Origin of the sequence: Alsobacter ponti (assembly GCF_024294805.1) — a bacterium.
In the GTDB taxonomy this organism is placed as follows: domain Bacteria; phylum Pseudomonadota; class Alphaproteobacteria; order Rhizobiales; family Beijerinckiaceae; genus Alsobacter; species Alsobacter ponti.
Window position 1 is genome coordinate 1 of sequence record NZ_JANCLU010000017.1, and the last position, 24,530, is coordinate 24,530.

At 70.2% G+C, this 24,530-nt stretch carries 22 protein-coding genes and 1 tRNA gene; 12 read left to right on the top strand and 11 right to left on the bottom strand.

Annotation, left to right across the window (positions count from 1 at the left end):
- On the top strand, positions 1-862 hold an 862-nt coding region (locus NK718_RS16035; protein ID WP_254744316.1), incomplete at its 5' end, for an Mrp/NBP35 family ATP-binding protein.
- Positions 863-865: 3 nt separating this feature from the next.
- Here NK718_RS16035 and gbd read toward each other — a convergent pair.
- Positions 866-1,999, bottom strand: coding sequence for a 4-hydroxybutyrate dehydrogenase (gbd, locus tag NK718_RS16040; RefSeq protein ID WP_254744318.1), 1,134 nt, complete (start codon positions 1,997-1,999; stop codon positions 866-868).
- A 227-nt stretch (positions 2,000-2,226) separates the two neighbouring features.
- Between gbd and NK718_RS16045 the strand changes: the two genes are divergently transcribed.
- Both NK718_RS16045 and NK718_RS16050 read left to right on the top strand, forming a co-directional pair.
- On the top strand, positions 2,227-3,315 hold the full coding sequence (locus NK718_RS16045) for a TRAP transporter substrate-binding protein (RefSeq protein ID WP_254744320.1): 1,089 nt from the start codon (positions 2,227-2,229) through the stop codon (positions 3,313-3,315).
- Positions 3,316-3,501: 186 nt separating this feature from the next.
- On the top strand, positions 3,502-4,590 hold the full coding sequence (locus NK718_RS16050; RefSeq protein WP_254744322.1) for a TRAP transporter substrate-binding protein: 1,089 nt from the start codon (positions 3,502-3,504) through the stop codon (positions 4,588-4,590).
- 106 nt (positions 4,591-4,696) lie between these two features.
- Here the strand turns inward: NK718_RS16050 and NK718_RS16055 are convergent, their stop codons facing one another.
- The 4 genes from NK718_RS16055 to moaA all read right to left on the bottom strand — a co-directional run bounded on the left by NK718_RS16055 (position 4,697) and on the right by moaA (position 9,472).
- Positions 4,697-6,523: a TRAP transporter large permease gene (locus tag NK718_RS16055; RefSeq protein ID WP_254744324.1), complete on the bottom strand. Its 1,827-nt coding sequence runs from the start codon at positions 6,521-6,523 to the stop codon at positions 4,697-4,699.
- A 30-nt stretch (positions 6,524-6,553) separates the two neighbouring features.
- Positions 6,554-7,156 (bottom strand): TRAP transporter small permease subunit, encoded by a 603-nt coding sequence (locus NK718_RS16060; protein WP_254744326.1) that lies wholly within the window; start codon positions 7,154-7,156, stop codon positions 6,554-6,556.
- Positions 7,157-7,294: 138 nt separating this feature from the next.
- Complete coding sequence (locus tag NK718_RS16065; protein ID WP_254744328.1) at positions 7,295-8,221, bottom strand: DMT family transporter; 927 nt, start codon at positions 8,219-8,221, stop codon at positions 7,295-7,297.
- Between the two features lie 225 nt (positions 8,222-8,446).
- Positions 8,447-9,472, bottom strand: coding sequence for a GTP 3',8-cyclase MoaA (gene moaA, locus NK718_RS16070; RefSeq protein ID WP_254744330.1), 1,026 nt, complete (start codon positions 9,470-9,472; stop codon positions 8,447-8,449).
- Between the two features lie 138 nt (positions 9,473-9,610).
- Between moaA and NK718_RS16075 the strand changes: the two genes are divergently transcribed.
- Complete coding sequence (locus NK718_RS16075; RefSeq protein WP_254744332.1) at positions 9,611-9,988, top strand: gamma-butyrobetaine hydroxylase family protein; 378 nt, start codon at positions 9,611-9,613, stop codon at positions 9,986-9,988.
- Between the two features lie 84 nt (positions 9,989-10,072).
- Here NK718_RS16075 and NK718_RS16080 read toward each other — a convergent pair whose 3' ends face one another.
- Entirely contained in the window at positions 10,073-10,657 is a 585-nt protein-coding gene (locus NK718_RS16080; RefSeq protein ID WP_254744334.1) for a L,D-transpeptidase, read from the bottom strand.
- Positions 10,658-10,886: 229 nt separating this feature from the next.
- Here NK718_RS16080 and NK718_RS16085 point away from each other — a divergent pair.
- Positions 10,887-10,961 (top strand) — tRNA-Val (locus NK718_RS16085).
- A gap of 55 nt (positions 10,962-11,016) precedes the next feature.
- Positions 11,017-11,499, top strand: a complete 483-nt coding sequence (locus NK718_RS16090; RefSeq protein ID WP_254744336.1) for a copper chaperone PCu(A)C — start codon at positions 11,017-11,019, stop codon at positions 11,497-11,499.
- 17 nt (positions 11,500-11,516) lie between these two features.
- Here NK718_RS16090 and NK718_RS16095 read toward each other — a convergent pair whose 3' ends face one another.
- Entirely contained in the window at positions 11,517-12,212 is a 696-nt protein-coding gene (locus NK718_RS16095; protein ID WP_254744338.1) for an HAD family hydrolase, read from the bottom strand.
- Positions 12,213-12,371: 159 nt separating this feature from the next.
- On the opposite strand from NK718_RS16095, the gene NK718_RS16100 reads away from it, so the two are divergent.
- The 4 genes from NK718_RS16100 to gor all read left to right on the top strand — a co-directional run bounded on the left by NK718_RS16100 (position 12,372) and on the right by gor (position 15,718).
- A complete protein-coding gene (locus tag NK718_RS16100) occupies positions 12,372-12,818 on the top strand; it encodes a hypothetical protein (protein ID WP_371877308.1) in 447 nt (148 codons plus the stop codon).
- A gap of 132 nt (positions 12,819-12,950) precedes the next feature.
- The gene (rpiA, locus tag NK718_RS16105; RefSeq protein WP_254744340.1) at positions 12,951-13,646 is read left to right on the top strand and encodes a ribose-5-phosphate isomerase RpiA; all 696 of its coding nucleotides are present in this window, start codon (positions 12,951-12,953) and stop codon (positions 13,644-13,646) included.
- 91 nt (positions 13,647-13,737) lie between these two features.
- On the top strand, positions 13,738-14,301 hold the full coding sequence (locus NK718_RS16110; RefSeq protein ID WP_254744342.1) for a DUF2059 domain-containing protein: 564 nt from the start codon (positions 13,738-13,740) through the stop codon (positions 14,299-14,301).
- Between the two features lie 43 nt (positions 14,302-14,344).
- A complete protein-coding gene (gor, locus tag NK718_RS16115; RefSeq protein WP_254744344.1) occupies positions 14,345-15,718 on the top strand; it encodes a glutathione-disulfide reductase in 1,374 nt (457 codons plus the stop codon).
- 213 nt (positions 15,719-15,931) lie between these two features.
- On the opposite strand, the gene NK718_RS16120 is transcribed toward gor, so the two are convergent.
- Positions 15,932-17,149 (bottom strand): MFS transporter, encoded by a 1,218-nt coding sequence (locus tag NK718_RS16120; RefSeq protein ID WP_254744346.1) that lies wholly within the window; start codon positions 17,147-17,149, stop codon positions 15,932-15,934.
- A gap of 607 nt (positions 17,150-17,756) precedes the next feature.
- Here NK718_RS16120 and NK718_RS16125 point away from each other — a divergent pair.
- The gene (locus NK718_RS16125; protein WP_254744348.1) at positions 17,757-19,142 is read left to right on the top strand and encodes a class II 3-deoxy-7-phosphoheptulonate synthase; all 1,386 of its coding nucleotides are present in this window, start codon (positions 17,757-17,759) and stop codon (positions 19,140-19,142) included.
- A gap of 84 nt (positions 19,143-19,226) precedes the next feature.
- Here NK718_RS16125 and gltX read toward each other — a convergent pair whose 3' ends face one another.
- Positions 19,227-20,582: a glutamate--tRNA ligase gene (gltX, locus tag NK718_RS16130; RefSeq protein WP_254744350.1), complete on the bottom strand. Its 1,356-nt coding sequence runs from the start codon at positions 20,580-20,582 to the stop codon at positions 19,227-19,229.
- 6 nt (positions 20,583-20,588) lie between these two features.
- Positions 20,589-22,334, bottom strand: coding sequence for an NAD+ synthase (locus tag NK718_RS16135; RefSeq protein WP_254744352.1), 1,746 nt, complete (start codon positions 22,332-22,334; stop codon positions 20,589-20,591).
- Positions 22,335-22,573: 239 nt separating this feature from the next.
- On the opposite strand from NK718_RS16135, the gene NK718_RS16140 reads away from it, so the two are divergent.
- A complete protein-coding gene (locus tag NK718_RS16140; RefSeq protein ID WP_254744354.1) occupies positions 22,574-23,440 on the top strand; it encodes an outer membrane protein in 867 nt (288 codons plus the stop codon).
- 4 nt (positions 23,441-23,444) lie between these two features.
- On the opposite strand, the gene NK718_RS22105 is transcribed toward NK718_RS16140, so the two are convergent.
- The gene (locus tag NK718_RS22105) at positions 23,445-24,473 is read right to left on the bottom strand and encodes a DUF2865 domain-containing protein (protein ID WP_254744356.1); all 1,029 of its coding nucleotides are present in this window, start codon (positions 24,471-24,473) and stop codon (positions 23,445-23,447) included.
- Positions 24,474-24,530: the final 57 nt, after the last annotated feature.

A 24,530-nucleotide genomic window follows, 5' to 3' on the forward strand; every position in this document is an offset into this window, starting at 1 on the left:
GTCCGCGAGGCCCGCCCCCGCCGCTCCCGGTCCGCGCGCGGCGGCGGCCACGGCGCGCGCCGGCGTGCCGGGCGTCAGCCACATCATCGCGGTCGCCTCCGGCAAGGGCGGCGTCGGCAAGTCGACGACGGCGGCGAACCTGGCGCTGGCGCTGGCGTCGCTGGGGCTGAAGGTCGGCGTGCTCGACGCCGACATCTACGGCCCGTCCATGCCCAAGCTCTTCAACCTCCACGACAAGCCGGAGATCGGCGAGGGGCGGGTGATGAAGCCGCTCGTCGCCCACGGCGTGAAGGTGATGTCGATCGGCTTCCTCATCGAGGAGGAGACGCCGGTCATCTGGCGCGGGCCGATGGTGATGTCGGCGCTGCAGCAGCTCCTGCGCGAGGTCGACTGGGGAACCCTCGACGTGCTCGTGGTCGACATGCCGCCCGGCACGGGCGACGCCCAGCTCACCATGGCGCAGGCGGTGCCGCTGGCCGGCGCGGTCATCGTCTCGACGCCGCAAGACCTGGCGCTGATCGACGCGCGGCGCGGCATCGCCATGTTCAAGCGGGTGGAGGTGCCGGTGCTCGGCATCGCCGAGAACATGTCCACCTTCATCTGCCCGCATTGCGGCGGGCGCTCCGACATTTTCGGGCACGGCGGCGCGCGGCACGAGGCCGACCGCCTCGGCGTGCCCTTCCTCGGCGAGATCCCGCTGCACATGGACATCCGCGAGACGTCCGACGCCGGGTTGCCCGTCGTCGTGGCCGCGCCGGACGGGCCACACGCGCGCGTCTACAAGGACATCGCCCGGAAAGTGTGGACGGCGCTGTCGGGCGGCGCCGGGGCCCGCAAGGCCCCGTCCATCGTCATCGAGTAGGCCTCAGAACGCCTCCTCCAACATGGCGAGATAGTCCTGTTCGGTGGCCGGGCGGGCGTTGGTGGCGTGGGTGTGGTCGCCCAGCGCCGCCTTGGCGATGGCGGGCAGAACCTGCCGCGGCACGCCCATTTCCGACAGGCGGGAGGGCAGGCCGAGTCCCCGGCTGAATTGCGCCACGAAATCGGCGACGTCCGCGCCCGGCGCGAGCCCCATGGCCCGCCGCAGCCCGTCATATTTCTCGCCCGCCGCCGGCGCGTTGAAGCGCAGCACCGTCGGCAGCAGAACCGCGTTCAGCGTCCCGTGATGCAGCGCGAATTCTCGCAGCGCGCCGAGCGGGTGCGACAAAGCGTGCACCGCGCCGAGGCCCTTCTGGAACGCCAGCGCGCCCTCGAAGGCGGCGATCATCATCTCGCGCCTAGCCTCGCGGTCCTGCCCGTTGGCGACGGCGCGGGGCAGCGCCTTCGTCGCCCGCTCCAGCCCGTCGATGGCGATCGCGCCGGCGACCGGGTTGTCGACGGGGGAGATGAAGCACTCGATGCAATGGCTCACCGCGTCCATGCCGGTCGCGGCCGTCAGCCCGGGCGGCAGGCCCAGCGTCAGCTCGGGGTCGCAGACGGCGCGGCGGGGAATCAGGTGCGGCGACAGCAGCGCCAGCTTGCGCCCGTCCCGGAAAGTGATGACCGCGCCGCGGCCGACCTCGCTGCCCGTCCCCGCCGTCGTCGGCACGGCGATGACGGGCGCGGCGGCGGCGGTGATGCGGGGCGTGCCGCCGAGCACGGCGGTGAAGCTCTGGAGCGGACCTTCGTGGGTGGCGAGCACCGCCACCGCCTTGGCGAGGTCCATCGGCGAGCCGCCGCCGATGGCGACGATGCCGTCGCATCCGTGCGCGCGATAGACGGAGAGCGCCGCCTCCGCCGCTTCCTCGGTGGGGTTGGACGGCGTGTCGGTGAAAACCGGGGCGGCGGCGTCGGCGTCCGGCAGGGCGGCGCGGATGCGGTCCAGCAGGCCGGCGGCGGCGACGCCGCGATCCGTCAGGATCAGCGGCGCGGCGATGCCCGTCGCCCGCAAATCCTCCGGCAGGCCGGCGATGGCGCCGAAGTCGAGCCGGATGGTGGTGAGATAGTTGATGATCGCCAAGGCCGTGTCCTCTCCTGCCCGCCGCGGGGGCGACGCGGGCGGATCATTTCATCAGACGGGACGGGGGTGAAGACATGCGCTGCGCGCCGGGCTGCCTTGTTCCTGTCGTATTTCGACCTTGTGGTCGGTTGACGACGGGTTCGAGACCAAGATGCTACGCCCCAATCGGTGTGATCGTACGCGCCGCGTCGAAAATGCCGACCGAGGATACCCCAGGAGAATCAAAGATGAAGCGCCGTCAATTCGTCCAGGCCGCCGGAGCGGGACTGGCCGCGACCGCGATCGCCAAGCCCGCCCTCGCGCAGGCCCAGCCGGAAGTGAAGTGGCGTCTCGCCTCGAGCTTCCCGAAGTCGCTCGACACGATCTATGGCGGCGCCGAGGTGTTCGCCAAGCACGTGTCGGACCTCACCGACGGCAAGTTCCAGATCCAGGTGTTCGCCGGCGGCGAGATCGTCCCCGCCCTGCAGGCGCTGGACGCCACCCAGAACGGCACGGTGGAGTGCTGCCACACCGTCTCGTACTACTATGTCGGCAAGGATCCCACCTTCGCCATCGCCTCCGCGGTGCCGTTCGGCCTCAACGCCCGCGGCCAGAACTCCTGGCTGTTCCAGGGCGGCGGCAACGAGCTGTTCAACGAGTTCTTCAAGAAGTCCAATGTCGTCGGCTTCCCCTGCGGCAACACCGGCACGCAGATGGGCGGCTGGTTCCGCAAGGAGATCAAGAGCGTCGCCGACATTAGCGGCCTCAAGATGCGCATCGGCGGCATCGCCGGCCAGGTGCTGCAGAAGCTCGGCGCGGTGCCCCAGCAGATCGCCGGCGGCGACATCTACCCGGCGCTGGAGAAGGGCACGATCGACGCGGCCGAGTGGGTCGGTCCCTACGACGACGAGAAGCTCGGCTTCTCGAAGGTCGCGCCGTTCTATTACTACCCCGGCTGGTGGGAAGGCGGCCCGACGGTCCACGCCTTCATCAACACCGAGAAGTACGCCGCGCTTCCCAAGTCCTACCAGGCCGCGATCGAAGCGGCGGCGACCTACGCCAACACCTGGATGCAGGCGCGCTACGACATGCTGAACCCCGGCGCGCTGAAGCGGCTGGTGGGAGCGGGCGTCCAGCTGCGTCCCTTCCCGCAGGACGTGATGGAAGCCTGCCTCAAGGCGTCGAACGAGCTCTATGCCGAGATCAGCGCCAAGAACGAGGAGTTCAAGAAGGCGATCAACGCCATGGTCGCCTACCGGAACGAGCAGTATCTCTGGTTCCAGGTTGCTGAATTCACCTATGACAACTTCATGATCCGCTCCCGCGCCCGCGGCTGACGCAGGCGGCAGCGGAATCGACCTTGAGGCCCGGGGCGGAAGCTCCGGGCCTTTTTGCATTCGGGGGCGTCAAGCTTGCGGCGATCTGGAACGGCTTTTCAGAACACATTCGATTTGATATGCAAAAATCAGAACGGACATAGGCGAAAAACGCATGGTCGTTCGCCCTAGGGAGGAATGCAGTTCATGAAGAGACGTCAGTTTGTCCAGGCGGCCGGACTCGGCCTGGCCGCCGGTGCCATCGCCAAGCCCGCCATCGCGCAGAGCATGCCCGAGGTGAAGTGGCGGATGACCTCCAGCTTCCCGAAGTCGCTCGACACGATCTACGGCGCCGCGGAAGTGCTCTCCAAGGCCGTCGCCGAGGCGACGGACAACCGGTTCCAGATTCAGGTGTTCGCGGGCGGCGAGATCGTCCCGGCGCTGCAGGCCGCCGACGCCGTGCAGAACGGCACCGTCGAGTGCTGCCACACCGCCCCGTACTACTACGTCGGCAAGGACCCGACCTTCGCCTTCGGCACCGCCGTTCCCTTCGGCATGAACTCCCGGCAGGAGAACGCCTGGTTCTACCACGGCGGCGGCATGGACCTGCTGAACGCGTTCTACGCCAAGTACAACTTCATCGGCATCCCGGGCGGCAACACCGGCACCCAGATGGGCGGCTGGTTCCGCAAGGAAATCAAGACCCCCGCCGACCTCAACGGCCTCAAGATGCGCATCGGCGGCCTGGCCGGACGCGTCATCCAGAAGCTCGGGGCGGTGCCGCAGCAGATCGCCGGTGGCGACATCTACCCGGCGCTGGAGAAGGGCACGATCGACGCGGCCGAGTGGGTCGGCCCCTATGACGACGAGAAGCTCGGCTTCAACAAGGTCGCGCCCTTCTACTACTATCCCGGCTGGTGGGAAGGCGGCGCCGCGCTGCAGTTCTTCGTCAACACGGCGAAGTGGAACGAGCTGAGCCCGACCTACAAGTCGATCTTCAAGACCGCGGCGGGGCTGGCCAATGTCGACATGCAGGCCAAGTACGACGCGCTGAACCCGCCGGCCGTCCGCCGCCTCGTGCAGGCCGGCGCGCAGCTGCGGCCGTTCAGCCAGGAGATCATGGACGCGTGCCAGAAGGCGGCGCTCGAGCTCTACGCCGAGATCGCCAAGGAGAACGCCGAGTTCAAGAAGATCCTGGACCCCTACATGGCCTTCAGGAACGACGGCTACATCTGGCAGCAGATCTCCGACTTCACCTACGACAACTACATGGTGCGCTCGCGCGCCAAGGGCTGAGACGAACGGCCGGCCTCGCGCCGGCCGTCCTTTCCGCCGGACGAAAAAAAGCCCCGGAGGCGCTCGCCTCCGGGGCTTTTTTGTCGGGGCGTCGCGGCCCGGACCGTCACTGGATCTTGGGCGGCCCGAGGTCCAGCGGCGGCGGCGCGTCGAAGCTCGGCGTCAGGTTCTGGAGCTGCTCCAGCGCCTTCTCCTTGTCCACCACCGGCCCGCTGTTCTTGTAGTGCATCACCATGGCCGGGAAGGACACCACCAGCGCCACCATGATGCACTGGATGACCACGAACGGCACCGCGCCCCAGTAGATCTGGCCGGTCGTGACCGGCTCCATCGTCTTGCCCGTCACGCGGTCCTTGTAGGGCTCCTTCGGCGCGACCGAGCGCAGGTAGAACAGGGCGAATCCGAAGGGCGGGTGCATGAACGACGTCTGCATGTTCACGCCCAGGATGACGCCGAACCAGATCAGGTCGATGCCGATCTTCTCCGCCGCCGGCCCGATCAGCGGCACCGCGATGAAGGCCAGCTCGAAGAAGTCGAGGAAGAAGGCCAGCACGAAGACGAGCAGGTTGACGATGATGAGGAAGCCGACCTGGCCGCCGGGCAGCGACGTCAGCAGGTGCTCGACCCAGACATGGCCGTTCACCCCGTAGAAGGTGAGCGAGAAGACGCGCGCGCCGACCAGGATGAACACCACGAAGGCGGACAGCTTGGCCGTGGCCTCCACCGCCTGCCGGGTGAGGTCGAACGTCAGCCGGCGCTTCATGGCGGCGAGGATGATCGCGCCCGCCGCGCCCATCGCGCCGCCTTCCGTCGGGGTCGCGACGCCGATGAAGATCGTCCCCAGCACGAGGAAGATCAGCCCGAGCGGGGGCACCATCACGAACGTCACCTGCTCGGCGAGGTTGGAGACGATGCGCCGGCCGGTGGTGCGCTCGATGATGCCGGCGACGAGGGCGTAGAGCGCGCCGGCCGCGAGCGCCTCCGACAGCAGGGCCGTTTTCGCCCAGCCGTTGGTCTTCAACAGCCACCATCCGGCGAGGAACACGAGCGTGACGACGGCCGTGAGGCCGACCCGCTTGCCGCCGAAGGCGCGGTTGAAGATGGCGCACAGGAACGACACCACCACCGCGATCGACATGGTCAGCACGACGAAGTCGGCGCCGCCGCGCACTTCGGTCTGCTGCATCACGTAGTAGCCGACGAGGCCGGAGAACACGACCAGCACGGCGAGCTGCCAGACGCCGCGCGCCCCGCTCGGCTCGCGGAAGCCGACCGCCTCGAGGGGCAGGCCGGGCGCGGCCGCCGGGCGGACCATGGAGACGAGGAAGACATAGCCCGCGTACAGCGCCGACAGCACGAGGCCGGGGATGAACGCGCCCTCGTACATGTCGCCGACCGAACGGCCGAGCTGGTCGGCCATGACGATGAGCACCAGCGAGGGCGGGATGATCTGCGCCAGCGTGCCGGACGCCGCAATGACGCCGGTGGCGAGGCGGCGGTCATAGCCGTAGCGCAGCATGATGGGCAGCGAGATGAGGCCCATCGAGATCACCGAGGCGGCCACCACGCCCGTCGTCGCCGCCAGCAGCGCGCCCACGAAGATCACCGCGTAGGCGAGGCCGCCGCGGATGGTGCCGAACAGCTGGCCGATGGTGTCGAGCAGGTCCTCGGCCATGCCGGACCGTTCCAGCACGAGGCCCATGAAGGTGAAGAACGGGATGGCGAGCAGCGTGTCGTTGTTCATCACCCCGTAGACGCGTTCGGGAAGCGCCTGCAGGAAGTCGGGGCGGAACAGGCCGAGCTCAATGCCGAGCAGCGCGAAGACGAGGCCGTTGGCGGCCAGCGCGAAGGCCACGGGGTAGCCGAGCAGCAGGAAAAAGACGAGCGCCGCGAACATGATCGGCGCCATGTTCTGGATGATGAAGGCGGTCATGAGTGCGATCCGGAAGCGTTTGGGCGGCGGTCAGCGGAGGGCGGCCGAGGCGGCCTGCTCGCTGGCGAGCAGGCGCGCGGCCTCGGCTTCCGCCGCGGCATGGTGGCCGCCTCCGGACGTGGTGTCCTCGAGGTCGCCGGTCATGATGGCGATGCGCTTGATCAGCTCCGAGATGCCCTGGATGAAGAGCAGCGCGAAGCCGACCGGGATCAGCAGCTTGGAGGGCCATTGCGGCAGGCCGCCGGCGTTCAGCGACTGCTCGCGGATGGCGAAGGACCGCTCGAAGAAGGGCACCGAGACGATCAGCATGATGATCGTGAACGGCAGCAGGAAGACGACGTGGCCCAATATGTCGATCCAGTTGCGGACCTTGCGGGGCAGCAGGCTGTTCACGATGTCGATGCGGATGTGCTCGTTCGACAGCAGCGTCCACGGGCTGCACAGCAGGAACACCGCGCCGAACAGCACCCACTGCATCTCCAGCCATGCGTTGGAGGAGGTGTCGAACACCTTGCGGATGATGGCGTTGACGGTCGAGATGCCGACGGCGAGCAGGATCAGCCAGCTCAGCCACACCCCGATGCGCGTGTTCACGGAATCGATCAGGCGGCTGAGGTTCAAAAGAGCTTTCACCGGCACCCCTCCATCGCCCTTGTCCCGGGCCATGTAATCGATGGATTTGCCCCGCGTCCGAAGCGGGGCTGGTCTTCGATCGCCGTATAACACTCCGGCTCGGCCCCTGCTAGGGGCGGCGCGCTTTCGGACGCTAAACTATTGAGGACGACGCGTTTCCGGCGTGACCGTCGCCGCTGACGCGGAGATTGCGCGTGCCCGCAGCCGCTCGCGGTGGACGGTGTAGACGCCGGCCGCGACGATCAGGCACGCGCCGAGCGCGGCGAACAGGTCGGGGACCTCGCCGAACACGAGATAGCCCGCCAGCGCGCCCCAGACGATGACGCTGTAGCGGAACGGCGAGACCACCGCGACCTCGACGTTCCGGAACGCCGTGATCATCGCGTAATTGCCGAGCACGACGAAGAAGGCGGCGCCGGCCAGCACGCCCGCCACGGAGGGGGAGAGCGGCCTCCAACCCTCGTAGGAAGCCATCGCCACGCCGCCGGCCATGACGAGGACCACGGAGGAGAACAGGATCAGCACGGTCGGGATGTCGGAGCCGAAACGGCGCGTCGCCAGGTCGCGCACGCCCACCAGCACCGCCGACCCGAACGCCGCGACGGTGTAGATGTCGAACGACGACCCGCCGGGCCGCACCACGAGCAGCACGCCGGCGAAGCCGACCAGGATCGACAGCCAGCGCCGCCACCCCATCGGCTCGAGCCCGGTGAACGCCAGGTACACGGCGATCAGAAGGGGCGTCGATTGCATGACGGCGATGAGGTCCGCCAGCGGCATGAAGCCGAGCGCAATGATGTAGAGCGTCGCGACGGCGAGCTCCGAGGTCGCGCGCCCCAGCACGCGCGGGCGCAGGACCAGCCTCAGGCGGCCGGCCTCGCCCATCCAGGCGACGAGCGCGAGGGTGATCGCCAGCGCGAAGACGCCGCGCACCGCCATCACCTGGCCGGCCCCGAGCGTCTCGCGCGCCAGCTTCGTCATCGCGTCGTTGGCGACGAAGAACGCCATCGCGGCCAGCATCGCGACGATGCCGCGTCGGTTGTCGGGCGTTGTCTCGGTCGACATGAAGGGCGGGGCTCGGCGGAGGGCGGGGCGGCGGGCGCTCCGGTCGTAGCGGTCGCCGCCACGGCTTTCAAGCGGCCGGCGGGACTCGCCGATGCGCGCCCCATGCAACCCTCGCGGGTTGCGCCTTCCTTAACGGCTCCCGGTCGATGCTGCGCGCGACCAGTCCGCCGCGCTGCGCGCCGAATTCGAGGGCCTGGTGACGCGCCTGCGCGCGGTGTGAGGGGATCAGCCCCCGGTGACGCTCATGTGCCGGCCGACCGCCGGCCGCGCCGTGGTGCGGTCGATGACGAAGTCGTGCCCCTTCGGCTTGCGGGCGATCGCCGCCTCGATGGCGCGCTCCAGCTTCTCGTTGCTCTCGGAGGCGCGCAGCGGCGCGCGCAGGTCGGCGGCGTCCTCCTGCCCGAGGCACATGTAAAGAGTGCCGGTGCAGGTGACGCGCACGCGGTTGCAGCTCTCGCAGAAATTATGGGTGAGCGGCGTGATGAAGCCGATCCGCCCGCCCGTCTCGCGCACACTCACATATCGCGCCGGGCCGCCGGTGCGGTAGGCGCTCTCCTCGAGCGTGAAGCGCTCCGCCAGCCGCGCCCGCAATTGCGACAGCGGCCAGTACTGGTCGAAACGCGAGGGCTCGATGTCGCCCAGCGGCATCACCTCGATGAAGGTGAGGTCCATGCCAAGGCCGTGCGACCACTCGACCATCCGCTCGACTTCGTCCTCGTTCACGCCCTTCAGCGCGACGGCGTTGATCTTCACGGAGAGGCCCGCCTTGCGCGCCGCCTCCAGGCCGGCCAGCACCTTGCCGAGGTCGCCCCAGCGCGTGATGGCCCGGAACTTGTCGGGGTCCAGCGTGTCCAGCGAGACGTTGATGCGCCGCACGCCGCAGGCGGCAAGGTCGCCGGCGTAGCGCGCGAGCTGCGAGCCGTTCGTCGTCACCGTCAGCTCGTCCAGCGCGCCGCTCTCGAGGTGCCGCGAGAGCGAGCGGAACAGCGTCATGATATCGCGGCGCACCAGCGGCTCGCCGCCAGTGATGCGCAGCTTGCGCACGCCCTTGCCGACGAACACGGTGCAGAGCCGGTCCAGTTCCTCCAGCGTCAGCAGGTCCTGCTTGGGCAGGAAGTGCATGTCCTCGGACATGCAGTAGACGCAGCGGAAATCGCAGCGGTCGGTCACGGAGACGCGCAGATAGGAGATCGATCGACCGAACGGGTCGATCAGGGGCGTCGCGGCATCTATGGTCGGCGTCTGGGTCATCGCTTGTCCCGGGCGGCGCGTCTTCTGGTCTGGCGGCGTCCGCCAGCTCCCTTTATAGGGTGTCGCGGCCGAATTCGCGAGGGGTTCGGCAGCATGGCGGCACATCACGCGAGAAATTGACGGCAGGGATCGACGACAATGACCGACGCAGGCGCGTGGCCCACCGAGATCCGCCTGGCCAAGGATCGCCGCAGTCTCCGCATCGCCTTCGACGACGGGTCGGCGTTCGACCTGCCGGCGGAGCTTCTGCGCGTGCTCAGTCCCAGCGCCGAGGTGCAGGGTCACTCGCCGGCCGAGCGCAAGACGGTGCCCGGCAAGCGCAACGTCGAGATCCTGAAGGTCGAGCCGACCGGCAACTACGCGGTCAAGCTCGTTTTCGACGACATGCACGACACCGGCTTCTACACCTGGGAATTCCTGCACGATCTCGGCAGCACCCTGGACGAGAAGCTCGCCGCCTATCTGGCCGAGCTCGAGGCCAAGGGCCTCAGCCGCGACCCGCCGGCCCGGCGCTGACGCAGAAGGCCGCCGCGACGCGACAGGGCAAAAAGAAAAGCCCCCGCGAGGGCGGGGGCTTCACGTCGACGCCGGAGCGAAGGATCAGCGCAGCACGACCACCTGCGCGCCGACGCGGGCGCGCTGGTAGAGGTCGACCACGTCGTCGTTCAGCATGCGGATGCAGCCGGACGACACCGCCTGGCCGATCGTGTCCGGCTCGTTCGAGCCGTGGATGCGGTAGAGCGACGAGCCCAGATACATGGCGCGCGCGCCGAGCGGGTTGTCCGGTCCGCCGGGCATGTAGCGCGGCAGGTCCGGGCGGCGGCGCAGCATCTCGGACGGGGGCCGCCAGTCGGGCCACTCGCGCTTGGCGGTGATGGTCTTCACGCCCGCCCACTCGAAGCCCGGGCGGCCCACGCCGACGCCGTAGCGGATGGCGCGGCCGTCGCCGAGCACGAAGTACATGCGGCGCTCGCTGGTGGAGACGACGATCGTGCCGGGCTTGTACGCGCCGTCGAAGGAGACCGTCTCGCGCGGGATCGCCGTCGCTTCCGGCCGCGTCTCCGTGAAGGTCTCGACGACGGGCTTCCGGGTCAGCGGATCGATCTGGTAGGCAAAGGACGTCGCCGGCATGGCGGCCGTGAAGGCTGCTGCGGCAAAGAAGAGAGCGACTGCCGAACGGCGCATCGATGTGGCCTCGTTCAAGGGTGGAAATTGCGGCCGCAAGGCCGCTCAGGTCTCGGTTATCCGTTTGCGCTTAAGAAATTCAATACGACGGCTTCCCGTTTGATCACGTTTGTTTGTATTCGCGGCGAGCGTTGCCGAGGCGCTACACTTGCCCGGCCTCCGCGCTCCGCGTCGGCGCGCCGACGCGCTTGACAGGGGCCTCGGGCCTGATAGAAGGCGCGGGCCGAACGGGCGCGTAGCTCAGCGGGAGAGCACTCCCTTCACACGGGAGGGGTCACAGGTTCAATCCCTGTCGCGCCCACCATTTCTTTTCTGGAAATCAGGCCGCCCGGCCGGCCGCATGACAGGCCGAAACGATCTTGAATCGCCCCCTTCTGCTCGCCTTTTCGGCGGTCCTGCTCTCGACGCCGGTCGCCTTCGGCCACGACTACACGGTCGGGGGCATCGCGATCGGCCATCCCTACGCCCGCGCCACGCCGCCCTCGGCGCCGGTCGGCGGCGGCTACATGACGCTCGAGAACCGCGGCGCGCAGGCGGATCGCCTGCTCTCGGTCGCCAGCGGCGCGGCGCAGCGCGTCGAGGTGCACGAGATGGCGATGGCGAACGGCGTGATGACCATGCGCCCGGTCAAGGACGGCGTGGCGCTGCCGGCCGGGGCCAAGGTCGAGCTCAAGCCCGGCGGCTTCCACGTCATGTTCATCGGGCTCGCCAAGCCCTTCGTGAAGGGCGAGCGCGTCAAGGCGACGCTGAATTTCGAGAAGGCGGGGGCGGTCGACGTGGAGTTCGCGGTCGAGGCGCTCGGCGGTTCGGCGCCGGCCCACGGCGACGCCCACGCGCACTGAACCCGGACGGCGCGCCGTCAGGCGGTCCGGCGGAACGCCGCGACGGCGGCCTCCAGCTCGTCGAAATGATCCACGACCCGGTCCGGCGAGAGCTGGGCGACGGGCGTGTCGGTGTAGCCGAAGCTGACGGCGATGACCGGCAGGCCGGCGGCGCGAGCCGTGTCCACGTCGGTGCGCGAATCGCCGATCATGATGGCGTGCGCCGGGTCTCCGCCCGCCCTGGCGACCGTCATGGTGAGGTGGCGCGGGTCGGGCTTGGCGAAGGCGAAGGTGTCGCGCCCGCAGATCGAGCCGAACAGGTCGGCCACGCCGAGCGCTCCGAGCAGCCGCACGGAGTGCTCCTCCGGCTTGTTGGTGCACACGGCGAGCCGGTAGCCAGCCATCGCCAGCCGGTCGAGCGCCGCCCGCGCCCCCGGATAGAGCGACGTCTTCACCGCGATGTTCTCGGCGTAATGGACCAGAAAGTCCTGGAACAGCGTCTCGATCTCGGTTTCCGAGGCCGTCTTGCCGCCGAGCGACAGGCCGCGCTTGATCATCGCCCTTGCGCCGGCCCCGACGACGTCGCGCGCCCGGTCGACGGCAACGGGCGGCGCGCCCATCCGCTCCATCAGCACGTTGAGGGTTCCGATCAGGTCGACCGCCGTATCGGCCAGCGTCCCGTCGAGATCGAAGACGAGGGTCGGGAGATCGGAGGGCTGATTCGCGTCCGCCATGTAAATGGTTTGGCTGAGCCATGACACGGCGTCAACGGCGACTTGACTTGACCGAAAGGCGGCGCGCCGGACGCGCCGGTCATCTTCCGTTAACCATGATTTGCCCAGAGTGACATCCGACTTCGAGCCCCCAGAATCGGTTGGCCGCACGAGATGACCATGATGACGACGCCCCGCCTTCGCCGCCGCGCCTTCGCGCTGCTGTGCGCACTCCCGATGTCCTGCGGCGCCGCCATCGCCGGGCAGTTCGACTTCATGCCCGCGCCGCAGACCGACCTCAACCGCATCTACCGCATCGACCGCGTCACCGGCGAGGTCGGGGCCTGCCAGTACGGGCAGAAGGAGGGCACGTTCGGCGTCACGCTGTGCTTCCCGGCGGGGGAGGGGGCGGGCAAGCAGGAGCCGTCCGAATACGGCCTCGTCGCCTCCCGCCACGAGCGCGAGGGCGGCGTGTTCCGGGTCGACATGCGCACCGGCGCGATGAGCGTCTGCTACGTCTTCGACGAGCGCGTCGTCTGCACCCCGCCCGAGAAGGGCGCGCCGTCCGACACCGGCGCGAAAGCCGCGACGACCAGCGAGAGCGTGGCCGCGCCGCGCAAGCCCTGACGCGCTTCACGGGCCCCGAGTCGGCGTGCTAGACAGCGCCGTCTCAAGGGCCGGCCGCTTCGGCGCGCCCGGCGAACCGGGTGAAGCCATGCCGATCTCTCGTCCGACGCCTCCTTCACGAGGGCGCACCGCATGAGCCTCGAGGCGCTGAAGCGCGAGGCGGCGGCGCAGGCCGTCGCGCTGGTGCGGCCGGGGATGAGGCTGGGCCTCGGCACGGGCTCCACCGCCAAACACTTCGTCGACCTGCTCGCCGAGCGCGTCCGCGACGGTCTCGACGTGGTCGGCGTGCCGACCTCGGAGGCGACCCGCGCCCAGGCCGAGCGGCTCGGCGTGCGCCTGACCACCCTCGACGAGACGCCCGAACTCGACCTGACGGTCGACGGCGCGGACGAGATCGACGGCGCGCTGCGCCTCATCAAGGGCGGCGGCGGTGCGCACCTGCGCGAGAAGATCGTCGCCTCGGCGTCGCGCCGCATGGTGGTGATCGCCGACGAAACCAAGCTGGTCGAGACGCTCGGCCGCTTCCCGCTGCCGATCGAAGTGGTGTCGTTCGGGCTCGGCGCGACGCGCCGCGCCGTCGAAGCGGCGCTCGCCGAGGCCGGCTGCGCGGGGACGCTGACCGTGCGCGAGCGCGACGGGGCCGCGTTCCGCACCGACAGCGGCAACCTCATCCTCGACGCGGCTTTGGGCCGCATCCCGGACCCGGAGCGCCTGGCGGAAGGCCTCGACCGCGTCACCGGCGTCGTCGAGCACGGGCTCTTCATCGGCCTCGCCACGGCCGCGATCCTCGCCACCTCCCAGGGCGTGAAGGTGCTCGGGGAGCCCTAGTTCGTCCCGCCTTGGGAAAAACCCAAAGGCGGCGCAAAGGAAAAGCTGATTTCGCACGGGCGTTCAGGCCCGTTCCGCAGGAGACACGTCAATGCTTCGCACCCTGTCCTGGCGTCCCGCCGCACTCCTCGCCGCTGGCGGCGTCGCGCTGATGCTCGCTTTGCCGGCCGTGGCCCAGACCAAGCCGGCCGCCCCCGCCCCGGCCGCCGCTCCCGCGACCCCGCCGGCCCCGGCCATCTCCGCCTCCCACCTCGCCGCCGCGGCGGAAGTGGTGCAGCTCTCCGGCATTGCCCGGTCGTTCAACTTCGTGGTCCCGCAGTTCTCCGAGCAGCTCAAGCAGATGTTCGGCACCACGCGGCCGGAGATCGCCAACGACCTCGCCGCCACGCTGACGGCGCTGCAGCCCGAGTTCGAGGCGCAGAAGGAGGAGATGGTGCAGGCGACCAACCGCATCGTCGCCCAGGCGATGACCGAGGACGAGCTGAAGGAGGTCGCGACCTTCCTGAAGACGCCGGCCGGCGCCAAGTATGTCGAGTCGCAGCCCAAGATCGTCGACGCGCTGTTCTCCGAAATGCAGGTGTGGTCGCGCAAGCTCTCCGACTACATGATCAATCGTGTCCGCGCCGAGCTGAAGAAGAAGAACATCGAGCTCTGAGCCTCGTCTCCGTCCGTCCCCCGCCTGTTCGCAGGAGCGCAGCGTGACCGCGTACGACGTCGACCTTTTCGTCATCGGGGCGGGCTCCGGCGGCGTGCGCGCCGGCCGCATCGCCGCCTCTTACGGGGCCAGGGTGATGGTGGCGGAGGAGTACCGCGTCGGCGGCACCTGCGTCATTCGCGGCTGCGTGCCGAAGAAGCTCTACGTCTACGCGGGCCGGGTGGCCGACGAGATCGAGGACGCCGCCGGCTTCGGCTGGTCGATACCTGAGCCGCGCTTCGACTTCGCCGCCCTGAAGGCGGCCAAGGACGCCGAGATCGCCCGGCTGGAGGCCGCCTACCGCACGAATCTGGGCCGTTCCGGCGCCGAGATCGTGGCGAGCCGGGCCGTGGTGGAAGGGCCCAACAGCGTCCGCCTGCTCGCCGACGGGCGCGTGGTCACCGCCCGCCACATCCTCGTGGCGACCGGGGCGCGGCCTTATCTGCCGGAGGCGACGCCCGGTGTGGGGCTGGCGGGCACCAGCAACGACATCTTCGAGTGGGAGCGCCTGCCGCGCTCCGTGCTGATCGTCGGCGGCGGCTACATCGCCGTGGAATTCGCCTGCGCTTTGGCCCGGATGGGCAGCGAAGTCACCGTCGTCATCCGCCGCGACCGCGTTTTGCGCGGGTTCGACGACGATTTGCGCGCCGGCCTCATGGACCAGATGGCGCTGGCCGGGATCCGGGTGATCGCCTCCTCCGACGTGGTGGCCCTGGACGGGCGGCCGGGCAACATTTCGGCGACGCTGCTGGACGGCGGCGCGGTGGCGGCCGAGCAGGTGATCTACGCCACCGGCCGGGTGCCCAACACGGCGGGGCTGGGGCTGGAGCAGGCGGGGGTCGAGCTGGACCCGTTCGGGGCGGTCAAGGTGGACCGCTTTTCGCAAAGCTCCGTGCCCTCCATCCACGCCGTCGGCGACGTCACCAACCGGCTGAACCTGACGCCGGTCGCCATCCGCGAGGGCCACGCCTTCGCCGACACGGTGTTTGGCGGACGCCCGGTCGAGGTCGACCATGCCCTTGTTCCGTCAGCGGTTTTCTCGACGCCGGAGATTGGCACGGTGGGCCTGACGGAGGCCCAGGCGCGGGCGCTGGGCGGCGAGGTGACGATCTACAAAACGAGCTTCCGCCCGATGAAGGCGACCCTCTCCGGCTCGCAGGAGCGGACCCTGATGAAGCTGGTGGTGGACGGCACGACCGAGCGCGTGCTGGGCGTCCACATCCTCGGCGAGGGGGCCGGGGAGATGATCCAGTGCCTCGGCATCGCCATTAGGATGGGGGCGACCAAGCGCGACTTCGACGCCACCATGGCCGTCCACCCCACCGCGGCGGAGGAACTGGTGACGATGCGCACGCCCTGGACGCCGCCCGCGTCCTAGCTTCGAACGTCGCGCCGAACGGGCCCGCTTCGGCCCGGAATCCGGGGCCGAACACCGCCTCGATTGCGTCTTCGCATCGCCGTTCGAGCGCGATCGCGACTTCCGGTCGAAGAATGCACGTCGGCGCGCCCCGCGCGCCGATTTCGCCACCTGAACGCGCAAGCCGACAATCCGTCCCGCCTTCCACGCCATCCGCGCACCGGCGCGGGAGCGCTACCCCGGCGTGCCGGGCGGCTTGGCCGGGGCGGCGTCGGCCTCGACCCGCACGGCGGGCGCGCGGCGCACGATGCGCCAGGCGACGAAGGCCGCCATCAGCACGTGGGCGACGCCGTTGTGGACGAACAGCATGACCTGGCCGCCGCGCGCCATCAGCTCGGAGGCGGCCACCGGGCCGATGATGCCGCCGCAGCAATACACGAAGAGCAGGGTGGAGGAGATCGCCACCGCCTTGGCCGAGCCCATGCGGTCGACCGCGTGGGCGACGATCAGCGGGTACACCGAGGGCAGGAACAGCCCGGTGAGGAAGCCGAAGAGGTACAGCACGGCCGCCTGCGGCTGGCCGACGGCGGCGAGGCCCAGCTCCACGATGCCGGCGGCGATGGCGACGGCGGCGATCACCCAGCGCCGGTCGACGCGGTCGGAGAGCCGGCCGAGCGGGTAGGGCCCGGTCGCCGATCCCAGGATCACGGCGGTCATGTAGCTCGACACCGTCCCCGCGCCCATCTGCAGGTTCTCGACATAGGCCGGCACGAGCGACCAGAACGCCCCGTTGGCCCAGCCCACCAGCGCCATGCCGACGAAGGCGATGGGGCTGGCGCGCCACAGGCCGGCGAGCTCCAGCCGTCCCTTGGGCGGCAGCGGCGGCGGCTCGGCGCGGGTCATCGCCATCGGCACCAGCGCCATGACGAGGAAGGACGCGCCGGCCGAAAACAGGGTAAAGGAGCGCGGGTCGGCGAGCCGCAGGATCTGCTGGCCGGTGGCCGAGCCGCAGAAGTGGACGATGTTGTAGACGGCCAGCATGCGGCCGCGATTGGAGTCGCTGGCCTTGGCCGACACCCAGCCCTCGGCGATGGCGTAGAGCCCGGCGAAGCAGAAGCCGAACACGGCGCGGTAGGCCACCCACAGCCACGGCGACACGAAGGCGGCGAAGCCCAGCGCCGCCACGGCGGCGACGGCGGCGTAGGCGGAGAAGGCGCGGATGTGCCCGGCCCGGCGCACGATCGAGGGCGCCATCCACGTGCCGGCCAGCATGCCGGTGAAGTAGGCCGAGCCGATATAGCCGATCTGCGCCTGGTTGAACCCCTCCAGCGCCGCGCGCATCGGCACCAGCGTGGAGACGATCCCGTTCCCCGCGATGAGGATGAACACCGCCGCCAGCAGCGGCGTCACGGCGAGGAACACGGCGGGCAGGGGGGGCAGGAAGGAGCGCACCGGACTCTCGGCTGGCGACCCCGCGCCGACCGCGACGGCCGCCCGAGGGGAAAGGGGATTCTTTCATGGATACACCGAGAGGGTTAAGCGCACCATGACGCCAGCGACACGCGCCGCCCCGGACGCGACCCGGGCGGAGCTCCAGCGAATGACGCGGACGTCAGTCCGCCCGCCAAAGTGCAGGCCCTCAGCCCGCACGTCCCAGAGCGGTGCAGCGAAAGCGCTTCGGGCGGGCGCCAGCCCGCCACCCGTCCCCGGGTCGGTGCAGCGAAAGCGGAACCGAGCCCGGGGCCCAGCGCACTTTGTCGCGCGTCAGCGCGTCCTTGTGGCCTTTTCCATTGAGCGCCGCTTCGCGGCATCATCCATGCGCTGGCTCCCGGATGCCCCTCCGCTGGCGCTGCGGGGCTCCGGGAACGGGCGGACCTTGTCCGCCCTGTCGGTTTCGCGCCCGCCGCGCCCGCCCCCGTCCCCATTTCCCGGTTTCCCCTTTGGCGCGTCATGTTCTATAAGGCGCGCTTCCGACCAAGGTGGAGACACGACGCGGGGCGAGGGCGCTCCGGGTGTTCCAGGAAGGTGGCCTCCGGGGAGCGGGGGCGAGGGGAGTGACATGAGCGAGCGTTGGACACCGTCGAGCTGGAGGGACAAGCCGATCCAGCAGGTGCCGTCCTATCCGGACGCCGAGCAGCTGAAGGCCGTCGAGGCGCAGCTCACCGGGTTTCCGCCGCTCGTTTTTGCCGGCGAGGCGCGCAAGCTCAAGCGGGCGTTGGGCAAGGTGGCGGCCGGAGAGGCGTTCCTGCTGCAGGGCGGCGACTGCGCCGAGTCCTTCGCCGAGCACTCGGCCGACAACATCCGCGATTTCTTCCGCCTGTTCCTGCAGATGGCGGTGGTGCTGACCTTCGCCGGCTCGTCGCCGGTGGTGAAGGTGGGCCGCGTCGCCGGCCAGTTCGCCAAGCCGCGTTCCGCCCCCACCGAGAAGGTGGGCGACACGGAGCTGCCGTCCTACCGCGGCGACATCATCAACGGCATCGAGTTCACGCCCGAGGCGCGCATCCCCGATCCGCGCCGGCAGATCGAGGCCTACCGCCAGTCGGCCGCCACGCTCAACCTGCTGCGCGCTTTCGCGACCGGCGGCTACGCCAACCTCGAGAACGCGCATCGCTGGATGCTGGGCTTCGTCAAGGACAGCCCGCAGTCCGGGCGCTACAACGAGCTGTCCGAGCGCATCACCGAGTCGCTCGACTTCATGCGCGCCATCGGGCTCGATCCGGAAGCGCATCCCGAGATGCGCGCGACGGAGTTCTACACCTCGCACGAGGCGCTGCTGCTCGGCTACGAGCAGGCCATGACCCGCGTCGACTCGACCACGGGCGACTGGTACGGCACCTCCGGGCACATGATCTGGATCGGCGACCGCACCCGTCAGGCGGACCACGCCCATGTCGAGTATTGCCGGGGCATCAAGAACCCGATCGGCCTCAAGTGCGGCCCGTCGCTGAAGCCCGACGACCTGATCCGCCTCATCGACCTGCTGAGCCCCAACAACGAGCCCGGCCGCCTCACGCTGATCTCGCGCTTCGGCGCGGACAAGGTGGGCGACAGCTTGCCGGCGCTGGTTCGCGCCGTCCAGCGCGAGGGCCGCAGCGTCGTGTGGTCGTGCGACCCCATGCACGGCAACACGGTGAAGGCGGGCTCGGGCTACAAGACCCGCCCGTTCGACATGATCCTCTCCGAGGTGCGCGACTTCTTCGCCGTCCACCAGGCCGAGGGCACGCATGCCGGCGGCATCCACCTGGAAATGACGGGCAAGAACGTCACGGAATGCACGGGCGGCGCCCGCGCCATTTCCGACGACGAGCTGCGCGACCGCTACCACACGCATTGCGACCCGCGCCTCAACGCCGAGCAGGCGCTGGAGCTGGCCTTCCTCACGGCCGAGCTGCTGAAGAAGGAAAAGCTGGCGCGGGGCCGGCCGGACGTCGAGGCGGCGGAGTAAGCTCCGCCCTTACGTCAGCGACTTCGAGAACGCGGGCTTCGGCCCGCGTTTTTCGTTTCGGAGGTCCGGACGCGGCGGCGGCGCTCAGGCCGTCCGGCCGGCGAGCCGGGCGCGGGCGCGGGCTTCGCCGATCAGCGGCAGCAGGGCCTTCAGCTCCGGCCCGTGGTCGAGCCCGGTAAGCGCGAGGCGCAGCGGCATGAACAGCGCCTTGCCCTTGCGGCCGGTGGCCTGGCGCACGCGCTCGGTCCACGCGCCCCAGCTCGTCTCGTCCCACGGCGCGGGCGGCAGCAGCGCGGCGGCCTCGGCGAGGAAGCCGGCGTCCTCCACCGACGGCGTCACCGGGCCGTCGACGACGCGCCGCCACTGCGCGGCGTCCGCGAAGCGCGACAGATTGCCGCGCACGGCGAGCCAGAACGCTTCGTCCGCCGGCAGGCCGGCGGCGGCGAGCCGCTCCGCCACGGCGGCGAAGGGCAAATGGTGCAGCGTGCGGGCGTTCAGCGCCTCCAGCTCCGCCTCGTCGAAGCGCGCCGGGGCGCGCGACAGGCGGCCAAGGTCGATCAGCGAAGCCAGCTCGTCGAGGCTTTCGACCGGGCGCACCGCCTGCGCCGAGCCGACCAGCACCGCCAGCGCGGCGACGGCGAGCGGCTCCATGCCGTCCTCGCGCAGCGCCCCCAGCGAGAGATGGCCGAGGCGCTTGGACAGGCCCTCGCCGCTGGCGGTGGTCAGCAAATTGTGGTGGCCGAAGCGCGGCGCGGGCGCGCCCAGCGCCTCGAAGATCTGGATCTGCACGCCGGTATTGGTGACGTGGTCCTCGCCCCGCACCACGTCAGTGACGCCGAGGTCGATGTCGTCCACCACGGAGGGCAGGGTGTAGAGATAGGCCCCGTCGGCGCGCACCAGCACGGGGTCCGACTGCGAGGCGGCGTCGATGTGCGAGGGGCCGCGCACATGGTCGTCCCAGCTCACCGTGCGGTGCTCCAGCAGGAAGCGCCAGTGCGGCCGGCGGCCCTGCGCCTCCAGCGCGGCCCGCTCCTCCGCCGATAGGCTCAGCGCGGCGCGGTCGTAGACGGGCGGCAGGCCGCGCGCGGCCTGGCGCTTGCGGCGGCGCTCCAGCTCGTCCTCGGTCTCGTAGCACGGGTAGAGGCGGCCGGCCGCCTTCAACCGCTCGACGGCGGCGTCGTAGAGCGCGAAGCGGTCGGACTGGCGCACGACGAGGTCCGGCTTCAGGCCGAGCCAGGCGAGGTCGTCGCGGATCGCCTGGGCGTGCTCCTCGCGCGAGCGCTCGCGATCGGTGTCGTCGAGCCGCAGGATGAAGCGGCCGCCGTTGGCGCGCGCCAGCAGCGCGTTGAGCACGGCGGAGCGGGCGTTGCCGATGTGCAGCCGCCCCGTCGGCGAGGGGGCGAAGCGCAGGGTCGGGCGGCTCCCGGGCGGGATGGTCATGGCGGCTCAGAAATCGACGGAGTCGGCCGCCGTGCGGCCGGAGGCCCGCACCAGCGAGGCGTCCGGCAGGAGCGCCGGCGAGCCGGGATCGCGGAAGCGGTTGACGATGGGGTAGCGCCGGTCGCGGCCGAAATTGCGGCTCGTCACCTTGACGCCTGGGGCGGATTGCCGCCGCTTGTACTCGGCGAGGTAGAGCAGGCGCTCGACGCGCTTCACCGTGTCGAGGTCGTAGCCGCGCGCCACGATGTCGGAGACGCGCTCCTCCTTCTCGACGAGACCGACGAGGATGGCGTCGAGCACGTCGTAGGGCGGCAGCGAGTCCTGGTCGGTCTGGTTCTCGCGCAGTTCCGCCGAGGGGGCGCGGGTGATGATGTCGGTCGGGATGACGACGCCCTCGGGGCCGAGCGCGTCGGCGGGCCGCCAGCGGTTGCGCAGCTCGCACAGGCGGTAGACCTGCGTCTTGTACAGGTCCTTGATCGGGTTGAAGCCGCCGTTCATGTCGCCGTAGAGCGTGCAGTAGCCCACCGACATCTCGGACTTGTTGCCGGTGGTCACCACCATCGGGCCGAACTTGTTGGAGATCGACATGAGGATGGAGCCGCGCACGCGGCTCTGCAGGTTCTCCTCGGTCACGTCCGGGGCGCGGCCCTCGAACATCGGGGCGAGCGTGGCCTCGATGGCCTCGACGCCGGCGCCGATCGGCACGACGTCGTAGCGCACGCCGAGCGCGTCGGCGCAGGCCTTGGCGTCGTCGAGGCTGCGCTGCGCGGTATAGCGGTAGGGCAGCATGACGCAATGCACGCGATCCGGCCCCAGCGCGTCGACGGCCATCGCCGCGCACAAAGCCGAGTCGATGCCGCCCGACAGCCCGAGCACGACGCCGGGGAAGCGGTTCTTCTCGACATAGTGGCGCAGGCCCAGCACGCAGGCGGCGTAGTCGGCCTCGTCGCCTTCCTCCCACACGGCGCGCGGCCCCTCGACGCAGCGCCAGCCGCCCGCCTCGCGCGCCCAGCGCGTGATCGCCACCTCCTCGCGGAAGGCCGGCATCGAGGCCGCCAGCGACGAGTCGCCGTTGAGCACGAAGGACGCGCCGTCGAAGACCAGCTCGTCCTGGCCGCACACCTGATTGAGGTAGACCAGCGGCAGGCCGCATTCGGCCACGCGCGCCACCGCGATGTTGAGGCGGGTGTCGTTCTTGTCGCGCCAGTAGGGCGAGCCGTTGGGCACCAGCAGGATCTCGCCGCCGGTCTCGCACAGGCACTCGACCACGGCGTCGGTCCAGATGTCCTCGCAGATCGGCACGCCGACGCGCAGGCCGCGCACGTTGACGGGGCCGGGCATCGGCCCCGCCTTGAACACGCGCTTCTCGTCGAACACGCCGTAGTTCGGCAGGTCCACCTTGAAGCGCACCGCCTCGATGCGGCCGCCGTCGAGCAGCGCGAAGGCGTTGTAGACGTCCGCGCCTTCCGCCCAGGGCAGGCCGACCAGCACGGCGGGGCCGCCGTCTTCCGTCTCGCGCGCCAGCGCCTCGCAGGCGGCGCGGCAGGCCTCCTGGAAGGCGGGCTTGAGCACGAGGTCCTCCGGCGGATAGCCGGCCAGGAACAGCTCGGGGAACATCACCAGGTCCGCCCCGGCCCGCGCCGCCTCGGCGCGCGCGCGGCGCACCTTGGCCGCGTTGCCGTCGACGTCGCCGACGGTGGGGTCGAGCTGCGCCAAAGCGAGGGTGAAAGTGTCGTCGATGCGTGTCGCCATGCAGTCGGTTTAGAGCATGGCGCGCAAAAGGAAAATCGGCTTGTCCGCGAAACGGGCGCGTCGGGCGGGCGAGGGGACGTTCGCCGGCGAAGAAGCGGCGGGCGCGGCGAGCATCATCCGTCAAGTCGGCAAATCAAGTTATCGCGGCGGCAAGTTAACCGGACAGTAACGTTACCGATTTATTCCTCAATCGTGTCCGGTCGCGCCCGCGACCATTCAGCATCGCACAGGACGAAGCCATGCGCCTCGCCGCCAGACTGACCGTTCTCACGGTCGCCCTCGCCCCGGGAGCGGGCTATTCCGCCATCGGCGCGCTCGCCGCGGATTATTACCCGCCCGTCCCGGGCCAATCGGGCTACCACGCGCTGCCGCCGGCCTCCGGCCCGCAGGACTTCGAGTGGGGCGGGCTCTACGGCGGCATCTACGCCAGCTACACGGCCGCCGATTTCAGCGCCACCGACGCGGGCGTCGGCTTCGGCAACAACATCACGCTGGCGACCACGCCGCCGACGCCGACCACCTTCTCGGTGGGGCCGATCACCTTCGCCGGCCCGTCGGACAGCCGGGCCAATTTCGGCGCGTTCGCCGGCGTCAACTGGCGCTGGGACGACGTGGTCATCGGCCTGGAGGCGGACGTCAACTTCGCCGGGCTGAACGGCAAGTCGAGCACCAACTACAGCCAGATCGAGCCGCCCAGCTCCGGCGTCGCCTACGGCATTACGGCGGTGGGCGCCAACGAGTACAAGATGAACGGCTACGGCATCCTCAAGGCGCGCGCCGGCATGCCGATCGGCCGCCTCCTGCCCTACGCCACGGTCGGCCTCGCCATCGGCTACGCCAGCGCCTCGGCCTCGTTCACCGGCACGCAGGAGACCTACAGCGTCGCCGGCAACGTCTACACCGTCACGGCCGTCGACCCGCTCACCCCGCAATACGCCAAGAAGGACAGCTGGATCCTCGGCGCGGCGCTGGGCGCGGGCCTCGATTACGCCATCGTCGACAACGTCATGCTGCGCGCCGAGTACCAGTTCGTCGCCTTCGACAAGATCCTCGGCCAGCAGGCCACGCTCAACGTCGTCAAGGCCGGCATCGGCGTGAAGTACTGAGCCCTCAGCGCGTCGCCGGCGCGGGCGTCGCCGCCTGCCGCGGCGGCGCGGGCTTGGCCGGCGCGGCGGCGGGCTTGGCGGGCGGCGGCTTGGCCGCGCTCGCCTTGGCCGGGATCGGCTTCGGCGCGGCGGGCTCCGGCGCGCGCGACATCTCCAGCGATTTCTGCTCCGTCACCACGATGTCGCCGGGCCGCGCCGAGACCAGCTTGTCGGCGTCGCTGAGCGCCTCCACCCAGCTCTGCCCCGGACGCCGGCATCCGCAGGACGGATCGTAGGCGCGGCGGTAGCGGAAGGCGTTGGGCAGCGAGGAATAATACTCCCCCGTCAGCGACTGCGCCTGCTCCGCCGACTGGCCGGAGGGCGTCACGAACAGCTCCACTTCGGCGGCCGGGCACGAGGCCTGGCACAGGGCCGAGTCGGTTTCGAAGCGGCCGCGCGGCGCGCTCGTGCTGATCGGGAAGTAGTAGCCGTCGCACTTGCGCACGCACAGCGTCCTGTAGGAGCCGTCGCCGAAATCCGCGCCGACCGGCGGCGGCGGCGGCAGGTCCTCGCCGGGGCCGCTCTCGTCCTCGCCGGAGCCGAACAACTGCTCGAACAGCCCGCCGCGCGCCGGGCGGACGGGGGCCGCGCCCCGGCAATTGGCTTCGAAGGCGGCGGTCAGCGCCGCGCGCTGCGCCTCCAGCCCGCCGCCGCCGCGCTGCGCCTGCGCCTCCAGCGAGGCGAGGCTGGACTGCATCTGCGCGATCTGGGCGTCGAGCTGGCCGCACTGCGCCGGGCGAGGCTCGCCGAAGAAGATCAGGCGCGGGCGGTCGCAGCCGATCGAGCGCGCATAGGCCGTGGTGCGGTCGAGCTCGGCGCGCTGGCGGCGCACGTTGTCGCCGGCGCTGGGGTTGCGGCCGGCCGACACCGCCCCGTCGAGCGCCGCGATGTCGGCGCGCAGCCGGTCGCACGAGGCGTTCTGCGCGGCGGCCGCGCCGGCGAAGGCGAGGCCGGCGGCCGCCGCGAGCGCGGCGAGGCAATGTCTGGCGTTCACGCGCGGACTCCGTCCCGGCTCGGGGGCCGGCGAGCGCGATCTTGGCCGCACATCGTG